16 protein-coding genes are annotated in these 17,184 nt (G+C 52.2%); 9 read left to right on the top strand and 7 right to left on the bottom strand.

From position 1 onward, the window contains the following. Positions 1-73 precede the first annotated feature (73 nt). On the bottom strand, positions 74-592 hold the full coding sequence (locus M0808_RS14240) for a hypothetical protein (protein WP_247841572.1): 519 nt from the start codon (positions 590-592) through the stop codon (positions 74-76). Positions 593-712: 120 nt separating this feature from the next. On the opposite strand from M0808_RS14240, the gene M0808_RS14235 reads away from it, so the two are divergent. After that, a complete protein-coding gene (locus M0808_RS14235; protein WP_247841571.1) occupies positions 713-1,021 on the top strand; it encodes a helix-turn-helix transcriptional regulator in 309 nt (102 codons plus the stop codon). Positions 1,022-2,022: 1,001 nt separating this feature from the next. On the opposite strand, the gene M0808_RS14230 is transcribed toward M0808_RS14235, so the two are convergent. The 4 genes from M0808_RS14230 to M0808_RS14215 form a co-directional block, all read right to left on the bottom strand. Continuing rightward, entirely contained in the window at positions 2,023-2,391 is a 369-nt protein-coding gene (locus M0808_RS14230) for a hypothetical protein (protein WP_247841570.1), read from the bottom strand. A gap of 8 nt (positions 2,392-2,399) precedes the next feature. Further along, positions 2,400-4,217, bottom strand: coding sequence for a patatin-like phospholipase family protein (locus M0808_RS14225; protein ID WP_247841568.1), 1,818 nt, complete (start codon positions 4,215-4,217; stop codon positions 2,400-2,402). Between the two features lie 371 nt (positions 4,218-4,588). Continuing rightward, positions 4,589-5,128, bottom strand: coding sequence for a hypothetical protein (locus tag M0808_RS14220; RefSeq protein ID WP_247841566.1), 540 nt, complete (start codon positions 5,126-5,128; stop codon positions 4,589-4,591). After that, on the bottom strand, positions 5,121-5,996 hold the full coding sequence (locus M0808_RS14215; protein ID WP_247841564.1) for a WYL domain-containing protein: 876 nt from the start codon (positions 5,994-5,996) through the stop codon (positions 5,121-5,123). The genes M0808_RS14220 and M0808_RS14215 overlap by 8 nt, the downstream gene beginning before the upstream one ends. Positions 5,997-6,126: 130 nt before the next feature. Here M0808_RS14215 and M0808_RS14210 point away from each other — a divergent pair, with 130 nt between their 5' ends. The 8 genes from M0808_RS14210 to M0808_RS14175 all read left to right on the top strand — a co-directional run bounded on the left by M0808_RS14210 (position 6,127) and on the right by M0808_RS14175 (position 13,963). Next, the gene (locus M0808_RS14210) at positions 6,127-7,317 is read left to right on the top strand and encodes a metallohydrolase (RefSeq protein ID WP_247841562.1); all 1,191 of its coding nucleotides are present in this window, start codon (positions 6,127-6,129) and stop codon (positions 7,315-7,317) included. Then, positions 7,314-9,539, top strand: coding sequence for a Mov34/MPN/PAD-1 family protein (locus M0808_RS14205; protein ID WP_247841560.1), 2,226 nt, complete (start codon positions 7,314-7,316; stop codon positions 9,537-9,539). Before M0808_RS14210 ends, M0808_RS14205 begins: the two co-directional genes overlap by 4 nt. 258 nt (positions 9,540-9,797) lie before the next feature. Further along, the gene (locus M0808_RS14200; RefSeq protein WP_247841558.1) at positions 9,798-10,241 is read left to right on the top strand and encodes a hypothetical protein; all 444 of its coding nucleotides are present in this window, start codon (positions 9,798-9,800) and stop codon (positions 10,239-10,241) included. 242 nt (positions 10,242-10,483) lie between these two features. Beyond that, positions 10,484-10,684, top strand: coding sequence for a hypothetical protein (locus M0808_RS14195; RefSeq protein WP_247841556.1), 201 nt, complete (start codon positions 10,484-10,486; stop codon positions 10,682-10,684). Positions 10,685-11,100: 416 nt separating this feature from the next. After that, a complete protein-coding gene (locus M0808_RS14190; RefSeq protein ID WP_247841554.1) occupies positions 11,101-11,793 on the top strand; it encodes an ImmA/IrrE family metallo-endopeptidase in 693 nt (230 codons plus the stop codon). A 20-nt stretch (positions 11,794-11,813) separates the two neighbouring features. Continuing rightward, entirely contained in the window at positions 11,814-12,050 is a 237-nt protein-coding gene (locus tag M0808_RS14185; RefSeq protein ID WP_247841552.1) for a hypothetical protein, read from the top strand. Then, positions 12,047-12,517 (top strand): hypothetical protein, encoded by a 471-nt coding sequence (locus M0808_RS14180; protein ID WP_247841550.1) that lies wholly within the window; start codon positions 12,047-12,049, stop codon positions 12,515-12,517. Before M0808_RS14185 ends, M0808_RS14180 begins: the two co-directional genes overlap by 4 nt. A gap of 612 nt (positions 12,518-13,129) precedes the next feature. Beyond that, on the top strand, positions 13,130-13,963 hold the full coding sequence (locus M0808_RS14175) for a hypothetical protein (protein ID WP_247841548.1): 834 nt from the start codon (positions 13,130-13,132) through the stop codon (positions 13,961-13,963). 769 nt (positions 13,964-14,732) lie between these two features. Here M0808_RS14175 and M0808_RS14170 read toward each other — a convergent pair. Together M0808_RS14170 and M0808_RS14165 are read right to left on the bottom strand one after the other, a co-directional pair. Then, on the bottom strand, positions 14,733-15,146 hold the full coding sequence (locus M0808_RS14170; RefSeq protein ID WP_083366139.1) for a hypothetical protein: 414 nt from the start codon (positions 15,144-15,146) through the stop codon (positions 14,733-14,735). Continuing rightward, positions 15,139-17,184: a hypothetical protein gene (locus tag M0808_RS14165; protein ID WP_247841547.1), complete on the bottom strand. Its 2,046-nt coding sequence runs from the start codon at positions 17,182-17,184 to the stop codon at positions 15,139-15,141. Before M0808_RS14165 ends, M0808_RS14170 begins: the two co-directional genes overlap by 8 nt.

The following is a 17,184-nucleotide window of genomic DNA, read 5'->3' as shown; positions in this document are numbered from 1 at the left end:
GGCCTTGATCTGGACTCATCTCAACCTGATTCACTTTATTGGCTCTAGGAATGTGTGCTGCTGTGCGCTCGTTTCAATTGGACGTGGAGGCTGATGCAGGGGCCTTTGCGCAATATTCGCGAAACGCCTTGATGCCGCGCGTGATGATCAGCATTGGCTTGATCATGTAGCGATAGCTGACGAACAAATTGAGTGCGATCCAGCCCAATTGGTAGGACGAGCCGTGGAAGCCCCGATGGTAAGCGCTGTTCCCCCAGAAACCATAGGCAACGAAGATCGTGAAGATGGCGACCATCAGAGGCAGGATGCTGAGCCTTCCCAGGGAGACAGCAATGAACGGGACATTGACGACCGAGCGGACTGGTTCTCCGTCGACCTGAATCGCCCAGATTCTGTTGACCTTGTCTTTGCCGTATTGGGAGGTCACTCGAACTCGATCACCCGCCTTTATATGCGCATCAAGCGTATCCGGGATTTCGAGCGTTTCGAGTTTCTTGCCGTCAATTTTCCAGTAGTGGTAGCTGACCATGTCCCCGCCGAAGCCACGCGATTTTTCTTCGAGTCGCCCGTCTGTGATCTGCATTTCCTTCATTTTGATCCCTGTCCTTGCGTTTGGAGTGATGGCAAAAGGATATTTCTGCCGAATACTAAGGAATACTTAGTATCTGCTCAAGCCGAATCTAAGAATCTCTTAGCCTTTCGGCGATGAGAAATGACGACGTTCAGCAAGCGGTTGAAGGAGGCGCGCAAGGCAAGAGGGATATCCCAGGAGCGCTTGGGAATAGATGCTGGGATTGAGCCAGCGTCGGCGTCGGCAAGGATGAATCAGTACGAGAAGGGGGTTCATCAGCCGAGTGAAAGCATCGTGAAGCAGATTGCTGCTGTCCTAGATTTGCCGGTGCCGTATTTTTACAGCGAGGACGATGAGACGGCGCATCTTCTGCAGTGCTTTCATTTGTTGAAAGAGAAGGATCGCAAGGATGTGGTTGATCTGGTTGAGAAGCTCGCTTTCAAACACTGATCTCTGAGGCGGATAGGTTTGTGGTCACTTTGGGCCTCGACAGGGGAGCAGCGGCAATTAAGCTGCCGCCGGCATGGTCTATGATCTGCGCCTATCCGCTGCCTGGAGTAACCCAGTCGAATCGAAAAAAAGGCGGTGTCACTGACTGAGCGTGAGGGGGATGCAATCTTCATTGATAACGCGTAAAAGCATGCCGAAGCGGGTTATCCAGATTTTACGAAACTGATATCAATAAAGAGCGGGAGGAGATGAGTGTCGCTCAGGAGCTTGAAGCCTTGGTTGCATTCAGGCTCGGCCGCAGGTCATGAGTCCAGCTCTCTGCTTCAATTGTGGCTACAGGACGGATGAGCCATGCTTGGCAAGGTTAATGAAGAATGTAATGGCTGTAAGTTCGATCAAAGAATCAATGACCGATTTGAGTACGACGACAAGGTGGGGGCGGGAAGGGCGATGGAGAAAAGGTTTCATGCGGTCAGCATGGTTCCTACAACGAGTTCAGCTACATTTATAACACGTTGCTCCAGCCCTTGATCGATAACAAAAAAATCACAAAGCAGGACGCGCTTGATGCTATGGACGAAGCATGTGACCTACCTCAGCCGCGCTTAGGTGGCGATTATCATGACAAGCTGGAGGAACTACTGGGTATAGCAATTCGATAGCGCGCTTAGCGCGTTCGATTCGTAGAAAGAAATGCAGTTTTGAATTGATGGGCAAGCCTGGAGGCTGGAAGCTAACAACGAGTTTCAGTCTTCTTCCGTGGGTAGATTGGATATCGAGATAAAGATTAGCTTAGCCCGCTGCATATGGTTTTGAACCGGTACGCGCTGGTTCAAGATTAATTTTCGTTCGTTGTCGTTGCGAAATATATCAACTGATTTGGGTTTCTATATTCTAACTGCGCCCACCAAGATACACAGGAGTGCGGATTGCAGCCACTGGGGTTGGCTGAAAGCTCTAGGCAAGTGCTGAAGCGCCATTCGTTATGACCCTAGAGCTGATTAGGGCTCGTAATCGTTTTCAGTCTTCTTGTTTGGTTTGGAAGATGTGGACTGAGCGCGATTTTTTCGAGGACTTTGGCTGCTGTGACGTTCCTCCCAATACTCGCGTGCCGCGGCAGCGCCTGAGTTGAGCGTTTTCATGATTTCATAGAATCTTTCTTTGTCGCCACTTTTAACCCACTCTGCGTAACCGACTTGATCAAGATTTTTCTCAAGCTCATCTAGTTCATTGCTTTGGCGAATGAGCTCGCGCACTTCGCTAGCTGTTTCTCTGATTTCTTCAATATAATTAGAAGTGGTATCAGCAGACGATTTTTTCGCAATGATACGAGTCTTCGAGTTCGAAGAAATGACGGTACCACCAGGCATGCGTAACTTTATTTCCATTTGTTTTGGCCCTGCACGTAATTTGCAATTCCAACGTCGTTAGCATAATCATGCACGGCGCGTTGAGCCTTTGTCAAAAAGTCAAGAAAGTTTTCGTACGCGTCACGGCTATTTCGAATTGGCATATCACAATCAATTTTGATAATGCATGGACGGATTTTTTGCAGCGATCCCTGGATGATCTGTTCACCATACCGGTTAGCGATGCACACTTTGTCCTTGGGGTATGAAGGAATGCAAACCATCCAGCTCATTGCAGGCCAAGCATTTTCCATCATCGGCTCATCGTGTGGTTCACCGGTCGCATACGCCTCTTTTTGCTTCCAGGCATTTCCGGCGTAGGAGCCCATCAAGGGAACGGTGGCATACCGGTCTGGATCACCGAAATCATAACCATGGTCGAAGACAAAGGTGATGTCCGACGTTGAGTAGCCAATCTGCGCGCCCAGTGCGACCCTCAATCTAAAGCGTGGCACTTTCTTGGCGAACTTGCGCCCATCATCTTTCAGAATCTGTTCAAGGATTGCATGAATGTCCTTTGCTCCCTTGCTTAGCGTGTTCGGAGCGTGAATGAGCTCATTACCGACATCTTTCAAAGCTTTGACCTTGGCCCTCTCCACCTCCGCATAAACAACTTCCGCAGATACGTCGAAATCCAAGAGATCTAGTGTAGTCGGAAGCGCAACGGTCGCCATTGAGCCAGCTGCCCGGGTATGGATCTCTCCTGATCCATTGACCACTGTATTAGCGATGGATAGCAGCCAATGCATCTTATCCTTCGGAGCGGGACTTTCAAGGCTAAATGCCACTGTAGTGGCGTCGGCTTGCTTAAGCCTTTCTTCATCAAACGCCCAAGCGGGCAGGTTCGAAACGAGTCCCCCATCCAGGAATTTGCCATAAACTTTCTCAACACCTGTTGGTGTTTGGCGAAAGAAGTTGAATTTCCAGTGCCTGAAGATAATGGGAAGGCAGATCGAAGCCGCCACCGCGTCAGCTACTCTCACACGAGGCGTGCGACTGTACGAAAAGTATTCAAGTCGCTCGGAGCTTTTGTTTGTAGCGATAATTTTTAGGGGAATGCAGCCTGCATTGTGCATATCACGAAATGTGATGTTTTTTTCTTTGTGTGTTTTGCCGTTTTCTCTGAGTTTGAAGGCGATCGCAGCGTCTATGAAATTCCGGACTTTACGCACCGTCGTTAGGCCGACAAGTGCCCAGACGAAGAAAATGACTATCCCAACCCCGGTGAGCACTAAAGGCCAAGCCGGCATGGGCCAAGTTTTATAAAAGCCTAGTGATACCCATGTTGCGATGATGAACAGCCAGATAGAGTTGGCCGTCGTTTCCACTTTAGAGTCGCCGGGCCACGGCCAGAGGATCTGCAGCGCTTTACTGAGTAGCAAGGTAGATTTGATCGTAATCCAGCCCCGGAGGGTAAACAGATGCGTTGGCTTCGAGTAATTCAGCTGACCCTTTTCTTTGCCAAAGAGCTTGGCTCCAAAAAAGTGCTTTTTGGCGTCGGGGTCAACTAGATCCTTGGAGCTGAATCCTGCAGCAATCAGCGCGGCGACCATTGAGCCCGCTGATGTGCCCGATACTGCCCGAATGTCAAAGTTGAGCTCTTCCAGAGCTGCGATGCCACCAATGTGGACGATCCCCTTGGCGCCGCCGCCCTGAAGCGCGAGGAACAAGGGCGATTTGGGCACCGGCTCGCTAGCACCTGCTTTTTCGAATATCTCGTCGTTAGCGCCCTTCGGGATAAAGGAGGCTTCGCGCTTTTCAACAGCATCTTCCGTTTTGCTTGTCATGTTGTACTATCGGATCCGGTTGATATCTAGGCGCACACTCACTGACATGCTCATCATATTTCTGAGGCGCAAGCGCAGAGCTTGTTGAAATTGGTCAGGCGCATGTACGACCCCATAACGTGGCCTATGCGACCCTTGGGGCGTTCTGGTTACATGTTTTGGCTGAAGCGATGATATCACGGAATGGCTGTTTGCTATTACTTGGCATGACCGTGCGCGATGCTTATTCAATAGTTCCACAGGCAACCTTGCATCACTTAGGGATGGGCTGAGTTAGCTGCGTACTGACATGAGCGTTTGACTGATTCCCGCGCCAGGATTCTGGTGGCGGATCGGGAAAGTGTTGCCGAACACTCCCGATCCAGGAAAGCTCAGGGTTGAGGCGTCGTAGGGGACGCGGTTTTGGTGGGTTCTGATTGATCGGCTTTGGTCTGTCCGCTACGTGTTTTATCGATACCCCAAACCGCCTTCGCGACTTCCTCGATCTTCGCGACGAACTTGTCGACATTGAAGCCGGCTATGAAGGCCAGCGCGAAAAATCCAATTTCGCTTGCTCCGGCGTTCGCGGTCGACTCCAGTACCAACAAGCCAGCTTTCAAAAACAGGTAGCTCACTGCGCCGGCGATTGTGCTGGTAATAGGGCGGATGAAATACCAGACGTGCCAATCCGGATCCCAGCGCTTGTGAACGCACTTGTTGAGGTAGATCGCGCGGAAGCAGTACAGGGCTCCTCCAACGTAGGCGATCGCGCCGCACATCAAGGGCACTCTTAACGGCCTATAGGGTTCGGAAAGCCAACCCAATGCCATCGCACCGATGGAGTAGGTCGCGAAGATCAGGAGTGCCAGTAGATAGATGATGATGACGATCGTTAGATCTGTCTTTGGCTTGGCGGGAGTGGCTTCACTCATTTATTGCGGACTCCCTGTGAGCGTTTTCAATCCGAAGCATCACGATTTGCTGATGCTCACTAACCGGGTCGCCCGGCTCCACATTCAGGTTCAGCCGACGGCTTAAGTAATACAGCTGCGCCTGACGAGCCCTTAGTCGAGCTTCACCATTCACCATCTGGTAGTCATGCTCGATCGCTTTTCGCTTTTGTGGTGGGTAGCTCGGATTCGGGCCGATGACTATATCGATGAAGGTCTCCCATTCAACGTCCTCTGGTACCTCTGAGGGAGGGGCGAACGAAGCTTCCAAGGTATTGATGCGACCGAGAACGAAATCCTTGAAGGCCTTTGATTTGAAGCAGAAGGCTCGGGTATGCCAACGGAAACCGTCATGGGCAAACGACATTGGGAAGATTGTTCGAACGGCGGGTTCATCGAGGTTGGTCATTGATCGATAGTCGACGTTCACGGCCTCGCCGGCTTGGAGCGCCCGAATCAGCTTGATCAGGATCTGCTGATCAACTTGCCTCGTGGGGGACGGCAGGCTTGCAACGGGGGGCGCCCAACCGATGAAGCTATCCGTGGGGGCGATATTTCCAATGCCGCGCTGCAGCAGCTCATTCAAATAGTGCGCAGGATCTGGGTTGGTCAGGACGGGTTTGAAGTCAGTCCCTGCCACATAGGCTTTTAGCGTTCGGTCATAGGCCATGTTTTCAGGGGCAAGCTCCTGGTAGGTCGCGAAATCCAATGACGCTTGGGGGACAGAAATCCCGAAAAAGCTGGTCAGGTCTGAGCGATTGAGTTTTCGCTCCCACAGCAGCCGAAAGTCAATGAATTCAAGGCGACGCTCCTGTCCCCAACGTCCGGTACGAGTAGTAGTAGCAGTCATCTGAAATCAGCCTGTTCATTGATGGGTATAAAATATATTCGCATAGTATCTAGACGCATTTAATTTCTATACGTATCTTACCTTAGCTGTAGCGTTTCTCAAAGATGGCGCACTGCCCGGGGAGGGATAAATGGCTGCCAAGGTGACGTTCTTCCAAGTAGGTACCGGTGACATGACGTTGATTCGGCTAGCCGATACGTCTGTCACCAGCATTCTGATTGACTCCCGGATCCGCCAGGCGGCGGACAACCCGGACGATGACACACCTGACGTGGGGAGGGCGCTGAGGGAACGGCTGCAGTGGGATGCCAAGGATCGCCCATTCGTCAACGCCTTCCTGCTGAGTCACCCTGACCAAGACCATTGTGCGGGTCTGAGAAATCACTTCTGGCTCGACGATCCTGCGGATTACCCTGACGATGACAAGAATCGTTGGGAAAAACGTATTTTGATCCGTGAAATGTGGTCGTCGCCGCTGGTATTCCGTCGGAGTTCGAAAAACCACATCCTCTGTGACGATGCGAAAGCTTTCGATAAAGAGGCCCGGCGTCGAGTGAGCTACTGGCGCAACCATCGGGTCGCAGGTGATGGGAACCGGATTCGCATCATGGGAGAAGACAACCAGGGAAAGACTGACGACCTGGGCCCCATCCTCGTTAAAGCCGGCCAGACTTTCAGCCAGATCGCGGGTGAAAGCCTGCCGCAGTATTTCACTTCGCATCTGCTTGCTCCGGCACCGCATGAAGATGATGCGGATCTGGAAGACAAACTGTCGAAAAACGAGTCGAGCGTGATCATGAATATTCAGATCTCGCCATCTGCTTACTCGCAAACAAAAACCAAGTTCTTGGTCGGAGGCGATGCTGAGGTGTTGATCTGGGAGCGGATGTGGAGTCATTACGCGTCCACGCCCGAAGTGCTTGAATATGATCTGCTCCTTGCTCCGCACCACTGCTCCTGGCACACCTTGTCGTGGGACAGTTGGTCAGGCAAGGGGGAGGATGCCAAGGTTAGTTGGGATGCTCGTCAAGCCCTGAGCCAGGCGCGCCATGGCGCAACGATCGTCTCCAGCAGTGTCGAGATTCTTGACGATGATTGCGATCCGCCCTGCATTCGGGCGAAGAGGGAATATCAGGACATCCTGGACGAAGTGGATGGTTGGTTCTCTTGCACGGGGAATCTTGGTGAGAAGGCTTGCATGGACTTCGAGGTTCGGTCGGATGGCAAGGTCAAGCTGCTGGCGGTTGCTGCAGCGCTTGCCGGAGCAGTACCGAGTTCTGTAGCGGCGTCGATTCCGCCACGCGCGGGCAAGTGCGAATGATCGAGTACTATGAGCTCGGTAAGCCGTGGGCCGGGTCAGGGGAGGATCAACTCTATCCCCAGACCCTGGCGCTGCTCAACGCCTTACGGGCATGTCCCTACACCGATGTTCGAGAAATCCGGACGGACAAGCCGGGGTCGACACTCAGCGAATACATCGTCATCGATGCTGGGGACGGTACAGTGGATTCTGGAAATCCCGCCGGAATAAGGCGACGCGAGCGACTGGCTGTGCGGGTGAACCCCGATTCCCGCGTGCCGGTGGTGGTTTATACGCTGCGCAAAGACTTTCCTGTGCTGTCGCACCAGCATCCACCGTCCCCAGGCGGAGCCAGGGTGCTTTGTTTGTATGACCGCGCGTGGTCGACAGTCGAGCGAACCTGGACGCCGGAGCGCTTTATCGCCCGGATATTCTGGTGGCTGCGAGAGTCTGCGTTGTTGAAGTTGCACAGGGATGATCAGCCGCTTGAGCAGCTTTTTTACCTAAGCCCTTACCAGCTCATTCTGCCTTCCAACTATGCCGACTACGCGAAGTCAGGTGGTAATACGCTGACCGTTTGCAAAGTGGATGTGGGTGATTCGATCATCTTGAGGGCCGACCCCACCGAGCCAGGTGATCAGTCGAAGAAGGTCAGGATGGTCTCAATGGTAGTTAATCCCGTGGGATCGACAACGTTAGCTGGTTATCCCGAGACATTGGGTGATCTGCATGACCAACTGGTCTCCTGGGGCAGCGATCTCTATCAAGTACTCCATGCGAACGTTTATGAGGCCGTTGAAGGCGGTGTTTCTGCTGCGTCCGCCCAAGGCCAAGGCGTCCTCATCACTGTCTGGATTCCGCGCATACGCGATAGCGAGGCCGAGCGATTTGACGTCGCTGGGTACATGCTGGACGTCTCTCTGTTTGACCTTGCAAAGGCCTTGGAGATGTTGGCGCCGCCCGATTCGAACGGGGTGAGTCACCGTAGCTTCGTCATTGGCGGAACTGGCGGCACTGCCTGGCGAGCGTTCACGCTTATGTCGGTAGAGGTTCGAACGGCTCTTACTCCCAAAGCCGCCCGCGATCTATCGGGCACCCCTGAAGAAAACAGTGACCTCCAAGGCGTCCTGGCAGGGGTAGGGGCCTTAGGTAGCGTATTGGCTGATCTGTGGATTCGCCAGGGCTGGGGCCGGTGGACGTTCATAGACCCTGATCGAGTAATGCCTCACAATTTATGTCGCCATGTGGCGTTCGATTCGTGCGTTGGGTTGCCAAAGGCCAATGTCGTGAGCGAACTGGCTATCGCGATCTTTCCGAATTGGGATCCACCCAAAGCAATTGCCAAAAGCCTGCTTGATGGCAGTGAAGAGATAGCTTCGTCGTTGAGCGCTGCGCAAATCGTGGTGGATGTGACGACCACTTTGGAAGTGCCGCGTGAGCTCGCACAAAGACAGGATGTTCCCCGTACCGTGAGTTTGTTCGTTACGCCGTCGGGTCTCTCAAGTGTGATGATTCTCGAAGATCAGGGCAGGCTTCAGCGCATCGATGGCCTGGAGGGGCAGTACTACCGAGCCATTTTAGAGAACGACTGGGGGCGTGAGCATTTAGCCTTGCCTTTGGGGGATCGCTGGGTGGGCGGTGGCTGCCGTGACATTTCGGTAAGGATGTCAGGCGAGTCCATCCATGGTCATGCGGGGATTCTTTCCCGGCAGCTACGGCAGTCAGTGGCCAAGCAGCAGGCCAGGATTTGCATCTGGGAGGCATGTGATCAATCCGGATCAGTCACCGCGCACGAGATCGACATTGCGCCAGTGCATACAGTGCAATCATCCGGCTGGACGGTAAAGTACGACGAGTCACTGGTTCACAAATTGTACGCTGCTCGGCAGAAGGCCCTGCCGAACGAAACAGGTGGCGCGATCCTCGGCGTCACGGATCTGAAGACAAAAACGATTGTTGTTGTTGACGTTCTGCCGGCACCGGCAGACAGCGAGGCCAGTTCGAGCCATTTCATCAGAGGACAAGAAGGCCAGGCAGAAGCGCTGGAGGTGGTACATCAACGTACTGCCGGCATGGTGGACTATGTGGGCGAATGGCATTCGCATCCCGATGGCTGTCCCGCTCGTCCGAGTGAACTCGACGAAAATCTGTTGAGCACCCTACATCGTAAGATGAGCGTTGAAGGATTGCCGGCGCTCATGGTGATCGCTGCCGAAGGTGCGATAGGGATCTTTGTTCGTTGATAAAAGCACATGCGTTATGAGTTTGAGGGAAGGTGAAACGGGTATAGAAACACATCGATTGGGGGGAGTTCTGTTACGACACCTTCACGAAATTGGATCAGTTCAGAGCGTGAGTCGCCGCCATGGTCGTGACGGACGCGGCTGATTGTTGACGTGTTTATAGCGTGAGCTTTCTCTGAGAGCAGGTGGCTGAGCAAGTTTTAAGCAACATTAGATGACCCAGGTTTTGCCGTGCGCGGCGTTTATGGAAGTGAATGTATGTTCAAGGATATTCTCGAAGCTCTAGGGAAGGTGAAGTCCCGCTCTCTGACAATAGTGTTTCTGGCGTTAGCATTTTCTACCTTTCTAGAGGAGGGCGGGACAATTGCCCATCCTTTTTCTGCGATCAGTTTGATACTGCCAATACTGGTGGTGGCGGCTTCGGTCTTTGTGATCGCTTGGGTGCAATTCATTAATCGCCTCAATAGCTACCTGGCTGACCATGATCACGCTAGCTGGGGGCCAATAACGGGTGGAGGGATCCTGGCATTTTGTTTGTCTGTCACTTTTTGGTATGTATCCAGCGTGCCTGACCCTATAAATCTCCAGCTCCTCGGTACGTCGAATTTCATTCGTATGTTTGCGCTCTATCTGTTCGCTATTGAAACCATCAATATTGATCGTTACTTCGTTCGCAATGAGAGAACGGCAAAGCTTGGCTGAAGCATAGGGGTGAATGTCTGTTGAAGGAGCACTGTGTTTTGCCGTCTGCGAGACCGGCGGCGCTTCCTCCCTAGTGACCAAAAGACCCGTTCCAGATTCGATACGGCCAGAGCGACCAGCGCAAGGCCCGCAATGATCCAGAAATCTCGATGCCCGCCAGGTAATCCCATTCCGATCGGACTGGGTCTATGACTTGCTCCTAATCTTTGACTAGAGTAGCGCTATTGGATCGAGCAAAGACAATGTCGCTCGCAGAGCGTGAGGGGTTGCAATCGGTAATTGATAACGCGCGAAAGCATGCCGAAGCGGGTTATCCAGACTTTACGGAGAGTGATCCTGCTACGTTCGATGCGGACTTTGTTATCAATAAAGAGCGAGAGGGGATGAGTGTCGCTCAGGCGCTTGAGGCACTCGTCGCATTCAAGCGCAGCCGCAGATTTTAAAGCTTACTTGCTGCTAACTTTCGGTTTGGGTGTTTTGGCTCTGCCAGGTATTTAATAGCTTCATCTGTCGTCCATCTCTATAACAATTCCGGCTTTAGTCCCAAAGTTCACATGACTCATGGGCGTGTGAGCGATTGTTTAGGGCACCTTGGTGCGTTAGAGCCCGCCACCGTCCAACCGCCGAGCGTCTGTATACAGGCGTGTGGCAGTCCGAGGCTTGCCGCGTGATCGTCACGCTGAAACCCCTGGCATTGCCTGCGCGTCTTTGTACCGAGCCCTGAGTCACAAGCTAGAGCGTCTCGCTACTCATGATCCGGATCGCGATAAAAAACTGGTAAATGCGGATCCAAAAGATTGCCAAATCTACATGTTGTGCTTTAATTTTATAGAAGGCACATCATGTGGTGTTTTCTTTCATGAATAGATCAAGTATTCAACAAGACGTCGCTCTGCTGCACCGGGAAATTTGGAAGCAGAAGGAAATGCTGTGGCCCGATCGACAGCTAATGCCCCTACAAATGCTGGAGCCCGATGCTGCAGCGTACCTGCTCGATGTTGAATACTTGATGCTTCCAAACTTGGGATCCTCCAGATTCATGCGCTCTGGCCAAGGCCCTGGTATCGCAGGGCTTATTGATCGTCAAGCCAACAAGATTGCCATCTCGATGGCCTACCCTGAGCAAGTTCAGCGTTTCACCGGTGCTCACGAAGTGGGGCACTTCATGCTTCACGAGGGTCAAGTCATGCACCGTGACCGTCCACTGGACGGCTCTGCCAATGCGGGTCATAGATCAGATATTGAACGCGAAGCGGATTATTTCGCGGCATGTTTTCTCATGCCGCCGAACCTTCTGACGGCACATTTTGAAACGCAGTTTGGATGCAAAGGCGCCTTTAAGTTTACCGAAACGACGTCCTTCCACCTGAACCACAACGATCCTGACTCGTTGCAATATGCTTCACAGGGCTCTCTGGATCGCGAGTTTGCCTTGGCTCGCTGTGAAAATTTCGGCAGCCGAAGAATGAATTCACTGGCAAAACAATTTCGGGTCTCCGACAGCGCGATGGCGCTTCGAATCAAAGAATTGGGGTTGGTGCTGTGGCCATGACATCAAACCAGGAGATAGGCATGAATATTCCCGAACAACACACCATTCAATGCCCTCAATGCGGTGGTATTGAATTCGAGCAGCCGCAGGTTTTGAGCGATGGTGATTGGGTCACCTGCGTGACTTGCACGCAGTCTTTTCCATTGGACGACATCCATCAGGTGGGGATCGACCAAGCGATGGAGGTCGTGATTCCTGAAATCAAAGCTGAGGTTGAAAAAATGCTGGAAGGTTTGTTCAAGGGCAAGTTCAAATGACCTTGTATGAGACGCTGACGCTACTGGTGTCTCTCCTTGCTCTCGCGGTGTCGACCGTGTCTTTGGTTCGCGGTCGTAAATTGGGTCAGGTGCAGGAAGATCTGGCCAATATCACCTCAGAGCTTGCCTTGCGGCAAATTGATTCGCTCGAAATCGCCAAGCAGGAGAAAGCGGTTCCGCTGCTGGGTGTGCATATTACGAGCCTGGCTAAAACAAGCTATTTCATCATCACAAATACGGGGCAGGGGAGTGCTTTTGATGTTGATCTGGAGTTGATCGATTGTCCCGATAATCCGTTGGTCAGGGCGGGTGATCTCTTGCCATGTCCCGAGCTCAAGCCTCGCAGTACGGTGAAACTCTTGGCAAGCTTCCATATGTCGAGTCCGCTTCGATATCAGGTCAAACTGAGATGGACGACGGAGAGCGGGAGAGGGGAATCCGAGGTTTTTTGGGTTTCTCAGGCATAGCGCTGAACGATAGGCTATGACGACATTCAGACGGCTGCCTATGTGAATGAGAAGTGTACCACTCTCTACAAGTGCGATCCTGCAGATAATCACGTACTGCAATGAGCAAAAGCTTATTCCGAAAGGCAGGTATTAGAATATCCTCGCGAGGTTTGCCAGGTGGCGGGGCATCTAGTAAGCCACCCCGCGATGTGTTGCAACCGGATTGGTGACGGCGCGCTCGTAATCGCACCTGTCAGACTCATCTAGCTAGGTGTTGCTGGCGTTCTCTCAGTCAGTAGAGGGAGGCCCATAAATATGTATCAGAGCGCCGAGTGCCACCGTACACGCCAAAATGGCCATGAATAAAGGCAGTTGAGCCGCTTGAGGCCCCTCTACCAACCCATAGACCAAAACGGCTATTGCCACCGTCAACGCAACCGCAATTTTACCCATGTCCGATTTCCAGCTTTGTGCTCAGCTGCCCCTAGAAACCAAGAGCTTCAAGATCATTACTGCTCAGCAGCATACCCAACTGTTCATGCTTACGGTACGGTTGGGGCAAAAACTTTTTTCGCGCAGTTGTTAGTGATAAGCTTCGTTGAAGTGTTGGCGGTAAAGTTAGGTGGAATAATGGAATACAAGGTCAGTGACGGATATTCAGCGGCTCGCAATATGAATGCGATCGTTTGCGGTCTTGGTATGGCTTGGTCAGCTTTGCAGTTTGAACTCAAAACTCTTAAAACCGATACGTTTGGCGAGTTGGATCTTAGTGTTGCTTCCATTCCGCTTTTGTTCGTGGCGGTCATTGCATACTATGCATTTCGTACTGTAATAGAATACATGATGCAATCTGTGGAGGTTCGGCGTTGGAAATATGCGCAGCTTGACTTTAAATCGATCTTCTGGCTAACCCAAGCATCTCTTACACTGTTAGCTGCTAGCGCAATCCATCGTTCCTTTGAGACACTCGCATACGTGGCTCTTGCTTGGATTGCAGTACCCGTCTCCGTGATCTTGCTGACCGTTATCGCTTACGCTTTTACCTTCCCTATCATTCTGTTCATTGGGAAATTAAAGAAGCGCACATCTGTCGCCAGTATGGCATTTGAGGGATTTGCCTGGGCTACATTTGTGGTTATTGTTTTGATTGTGTGTTTAATATTGGGTGGCTCAGTAACTATCGCCAGTTATGAGCCGATTCGGTCGTTATGGTCGACACCGCCAAGTGCTATGAATATTGGTTTGTTCGCAACTGCGGCAATTGCGGTAACTTTTATGATGTTCAGTCGAGAAAACTTATTCATCCATGCTTTTTCAATGAGCCGTGTAAAAGTGCATGAGCGTGACCACACGGGTAAGCCTATACACATGACAATTGGGAACAAGCCTCCTATCACAACTGACTGGTATCAGGTGCCAAAAGATGATTCCGCCTCGTCACCGAAAAGTACAAAAGATGCTTAGGGGTATTCTCTGCCGATAGGTAACGCTGCTGTGCGTTGGACACCGCCTCTTCCACCGCAATGGCTGGGGTCGGCAATCGGCAATCGGCAGTAGGACATTGCCTACGTTGGGGTTTCAGGGTTATACGGACGCATCGTTGTGTCGGGACATCGAAGGTATGGGCCGGGCAGCCTCATAAAAATGTACTGTCTGGCCAAATCTCTGCTACTGAAATGGTGGATGCCTTAAGCCCGCCCTCGAACGACAGGAGATGATAATGAGCTTGGCCCTTCAAACTGACGAAGGGGGAGAGGCGGGCACGTCTGTCGACATGAGACGCATGCAGCGTCGAGGGTTCTCGAAGTATTAGGCCGAGTGAGGGGATGCGACTCGAACCTGTGTCCATATGGACGTCTTCACATTCCCGGTTTTTTCAGGGGTCTTTGGAGATAGGCAGACGCCGACAAGGTGATTGATGCACTTACAGCCGTGAGGTCGCCCTGATTCCATAAGGCTGCAAGTGCCATACAGGGGGAGGCCGCGACAAGCGAAAGGTAAACCCAACGTTTGGGAGGATCTATTCCGTGGTGTGACAACCTACTGTTGAGTGCAGCAATCATGGTGCTTCCTCGGTGATGGGATACCGAAGGATCCTCTCACAAGTCTCTCAGGCGATCATCCCAAACCATGGCAGGAAATACGGCCTGTGCTCTTGCTAATGAGGGCATGGCAAGAAGGGCGCAGAACCAACAGCTGCAAATTCGCTGTCTCGTGAAAAGCCTTCTCCTGGCTAACCTTTTCTATCCGGCTTAGGAATCGGATTCATCAGCTTGTCCCGAGTCAATCCATTCAACGCAGCGTTGTGAATGAATATTTGAGCAGTTTCGGCCATGAGCTGGAGTTCTTTTTTCAACCGATTGTTCTCTTCCTGCAGTCTGAGAATCTGCTCCGCTGCAGCGGTGAGGCTTTTCGGCAATGGCATACTCGCCATGCGATCCCGGTCTGAAGTGATCTCCGCTTTTCTAACTTTGTAAGCGTTAACAACCAATGCTTTTCCCGCCAGCGCTTGGCGGGTTGGAACAAAGCCCAAGGCCGATTGAGAGGCTTCGCATATAGCCTCCCAAGTCAGCTTTTTCTTCGACGGCCACTCTCTGATAATGGCCGTTATAGCTTTAAGCTCCTTCGCGGTGAACGCGCTAGGCATCGTTGTTTTCTTCCATTAATTCTTTCAGGCAGCTTAACAAATCGTCGCTGTAGACGTCACTGAGCCCACTGGACTCAAGCAATTCAGGGTGTTTGGTCGTCAATATGCGCTTGGCGTGTGTGAAGTCATGACCCACCATTTGCACCGGGCTACCATCCGGAATCGCTGGATTTTTGTGCATCGCCACAATCTCATCCAGGCGCACCAGGTACAGTTGATGCCGATCGACCCAACGTGTCGCCGCACGATTGCCTGCCTCGATTTCCTTGAGTGCTGCCTCCAGGTTTTCCGCAACATGCGCGCGCTCGCGCTCCACGGCCTTCAGAGAGTTCTTGTGCCCTTTACAATGCAGCAGTTCTGAGCAGTTCAGGCAGTCCGCAGCCTTCTCACAGGCCGACACCGTCCATGGATGAGTACAGATGCCATACCGGGTCGTTATGTGGGGCCCCTTGCCGAGGATGCTGTATTCCTGCTCCGTAATCGGAGTGTGCGTGGTATCCGTCACCGGTATCAAACGATCACCAATTTCCCTTGCAGTCCGCTTCGGGTCTTTATGCATGTACGTGCGTGATTGCTGAACAGATGCGCGACCGCTCCATGCAGTAATTCGTTCGATGGCAACACCCGCCTCTTCAGCGGCGGTGTTCAAGAAGTGCCGGAGTTGATGGGATTTCAGGGTGATGTTTTCGTAACCATGTCGGTGCAAGAAGGAAGGGTAGGTCTTGCCATTGAGCTTGCTCACGTTGTTCTGAGACAGACGTTTGTTGTAGTAATCACCATTGATGGGGGCCAGGAAAATCGGGCTCGTCGCAAAGCCATCCGCCAATTGGAATTCGCGGAAGCAAAGGAGTGATTCCGACATTTTGGGCGGCGTGATGGAACAGAGCCTCGGGTCTACCTGGTAAGGGAAGAACGGGTTGTTCTTTTTGTGATACTCAACCACGGATGCCCATAGTGTCCTAAGCGTCCATCCCGTCAACTTTCGATGGCCCTCCATCCACTTCATGAGGTTTTCTGCTGACTTGAGGGTAGGGCGGCCCAGTGCCGCGACGGCTTGGTCGCGTGTCAGAACCTGATTAGGGGGAACATCAGGACAGGTTTCGTGCGGATAGAAGTCCTTCGCGCCTGATTCGTAATAGCGCGCGAGCTTTCGACCTTCTTCAGTGATTTTTTCCAGGCGTCGGAAAGCCTCTTCGCAGTGGCTTGCCATCACCTGCGGAATCTCTTTCGTGACAATCTTGTTTATCTTTGGAGAGTAGTGCCGCAGGAATTTCTGAGGTTGGCCGAGGGTGTCGAAATCCTCTTCGAGCGATACGGATTTCAGCCAGCTCTGCTCGTTGATACGAAAAGGTGCCGAAAGGAAGATGGCCGTAATACTAGTGATGTAGGTTGCCTCATCATTCAGATCACCTGTGTGGCCGTTTGCAAAGATTTCGGCGAGCGCCAACAGTGTTTCGTCAAGGGGAAGCTTCGTTTCTCGGTCGTAGGTAGCGCCAGGTTCTCGTAGGCCTCGGAAAGGGTGCTGCCAGTGGCGAATGCCGCTAGAGGTGATGTTGTGCTTGGTGACTTCATCAACCAAGTTTTTTAGCGCCGCGCCCATACCTAAAAGATCGACATAGGTCTCCTTGATGATGGCAGAGGCGCGATCAAGGTGCTGCTCCGAAAGCCGAGTAATGTCTGCATAGCCGTCTACTTCAATGAGCGCTTGTTCAACGACCATTATTATGGAGAGGTCTTTTGAGGGCACCTTTGTGGCGCTTCCGCGTCGCGTTTCCACGATGTAGGCCTTGGCGAACTCAATAAACTCTGGTGCTAGTTGTTGGCTTGCCGAGGGCGTGACGCTCTTATGCAACCCCGCGTTCTGCAAGTTCACAAAGCGAAGCCTGCCACGAGGTAGTACCCATACGTTGTCGCTCCAGTTAAAGCTTGAGAGACTGGCATATGTTGGGTTCACATGCCTCGCATTGAAAATGTAGTTGGCAAGGTTTTGAGCGTTCGCGATAGCGGCTTTTGATTTGAAAGGTGTTGGCATTAACAT

It is taken from the genome of Pseudomonas sp. MWU12-3103b, from assembly GCF_023100615.1.
Lineage (GTDB): Bacteria > Pseudomonadota > Gammaproteobacteria > Pseudomonadales > Pseudomonadaceae > Aquipseudomonas > Aquipseudomonas putida_A.
Note: the sequence above shows the minus strand (reverse complement) of the source record. Positions and strands in the feature narration are given on the sequence as shown.

Excerpts from the sequence above, each read along its gene's own strand:
- M0808_RS14225 (WP_247841568.1), bottom strand. The coding sequence starts at position 4,217 with ATGACAAGCAAAACGGAAGATGCTGTTGAAAAGCGCGAAGCCTCCTTT.
- M0808_RS14200 (WP_247841558.1), top strand. The coding sequence starts at position 9,798 with ATGTTCAAGGATATTCTCGAAGCTCTAGGGAAGGTGAAGTCCCGCTCT.
- M0808_RS14195 (WP_247841556.1), top strand. The coding sequence starts at position 10,484 with ATGTCGCTCGCAGAGCGTGAGGGGTTGCAATCGGTAATTGATAACGCG.
- M0808_RS14215 (WP_247841564.1), bottom strand. The coding sequence starts at position 5,996 with ATGACTGCTACTACTACTCGTACCGGACGTTGGGGACAGGAGCGTCGC.
- M0808_RS14175 (WP_247841548.1), top strand. The coding sequence starts at position 13,130 with ATGGAATACAAGGTCAGTGACGGATATTCAGCGGCTCGCAATATGAAT.
- M0808_RS14190 (WP_247841554.1), top strand. The coding sequence starts at position 11,101 with ATGAATAGATCAAGTATTCAACAAGACGTCGCTCTGCTGCACCGGGAA.
- M0808_RS14205 (WP_247841560.1), top strand. The coding sequence starts at position 7,314 with ATGATCGAGTACTATGAGCTCGGTAAGCCGTGGGCCGGGTCAGGGGAG.
- M0808_RS14230 (WP_247841570.1), bottom strand. The coding sequence starts at position 2,391 with ATGCCTGGTGGTACCGTCATTTCTTCGAACTCGAAGACTCGTATCATT.
- M0808_RS14185 (WP_247841552.1), top strand. The coding sequence starts at position 11,814 with ATGAATATTCCCGAACAACACACCATTCAATGCCCTCAATGCGGTGGT.
- M0808_RS14170 (WP_083366139.1), bottom strand. The coding sequence starts at position 15,146 with ATGCCTAGCGCGTTCACCGCGAAGGAGCTTAAAGCTATAACGGCCATT.
- M0808_RS14210 (WP_247841562.1), top strand. The coding sequence starts at position 6,127 with ATGGCTGCCAAGGTGACGTTCTTCCAAGTAGGTACCGGTGACATGACG.
- M0808_RS14165 (WP_247841547.1), bottom strand. The coding sequence starts at position 17,184 with ATGTTAATGCCAACACCTTTCAAATCAAAAGCCGCTATCGCGAACGCT.
- M0808_RS14235 (WP_247841571.1), top strand. The coding sequence starts at position 713 with ATGACGACGTTCAGCAAGCGGTTGAAGGAGGCGCGCAAGGCAAGAGGG.
- M0808_RS14240 (WP_247841572.1), bottom strand. The coding sequence starts at position 592 with ATGAAGGAAATGCAGATCACAGACGGGCGACTCGAAGAAAAATCGCGT.
- M0808_RS14220 (WP_247841566.1), bottom strand. The coding sequence starts at position 5,128 with ATGAGTGAAGCCACTCCCGCCAAGCCAAAGACAGATCTAACGATCGTC.
- M0808_RS14180 (WP_247841550.1), top strand. The coding sequence starts at position 12,047 with ATGACCTTGTATGAGACGCTGACGCTACTGGTGTCTCTCCTTGCTCTC.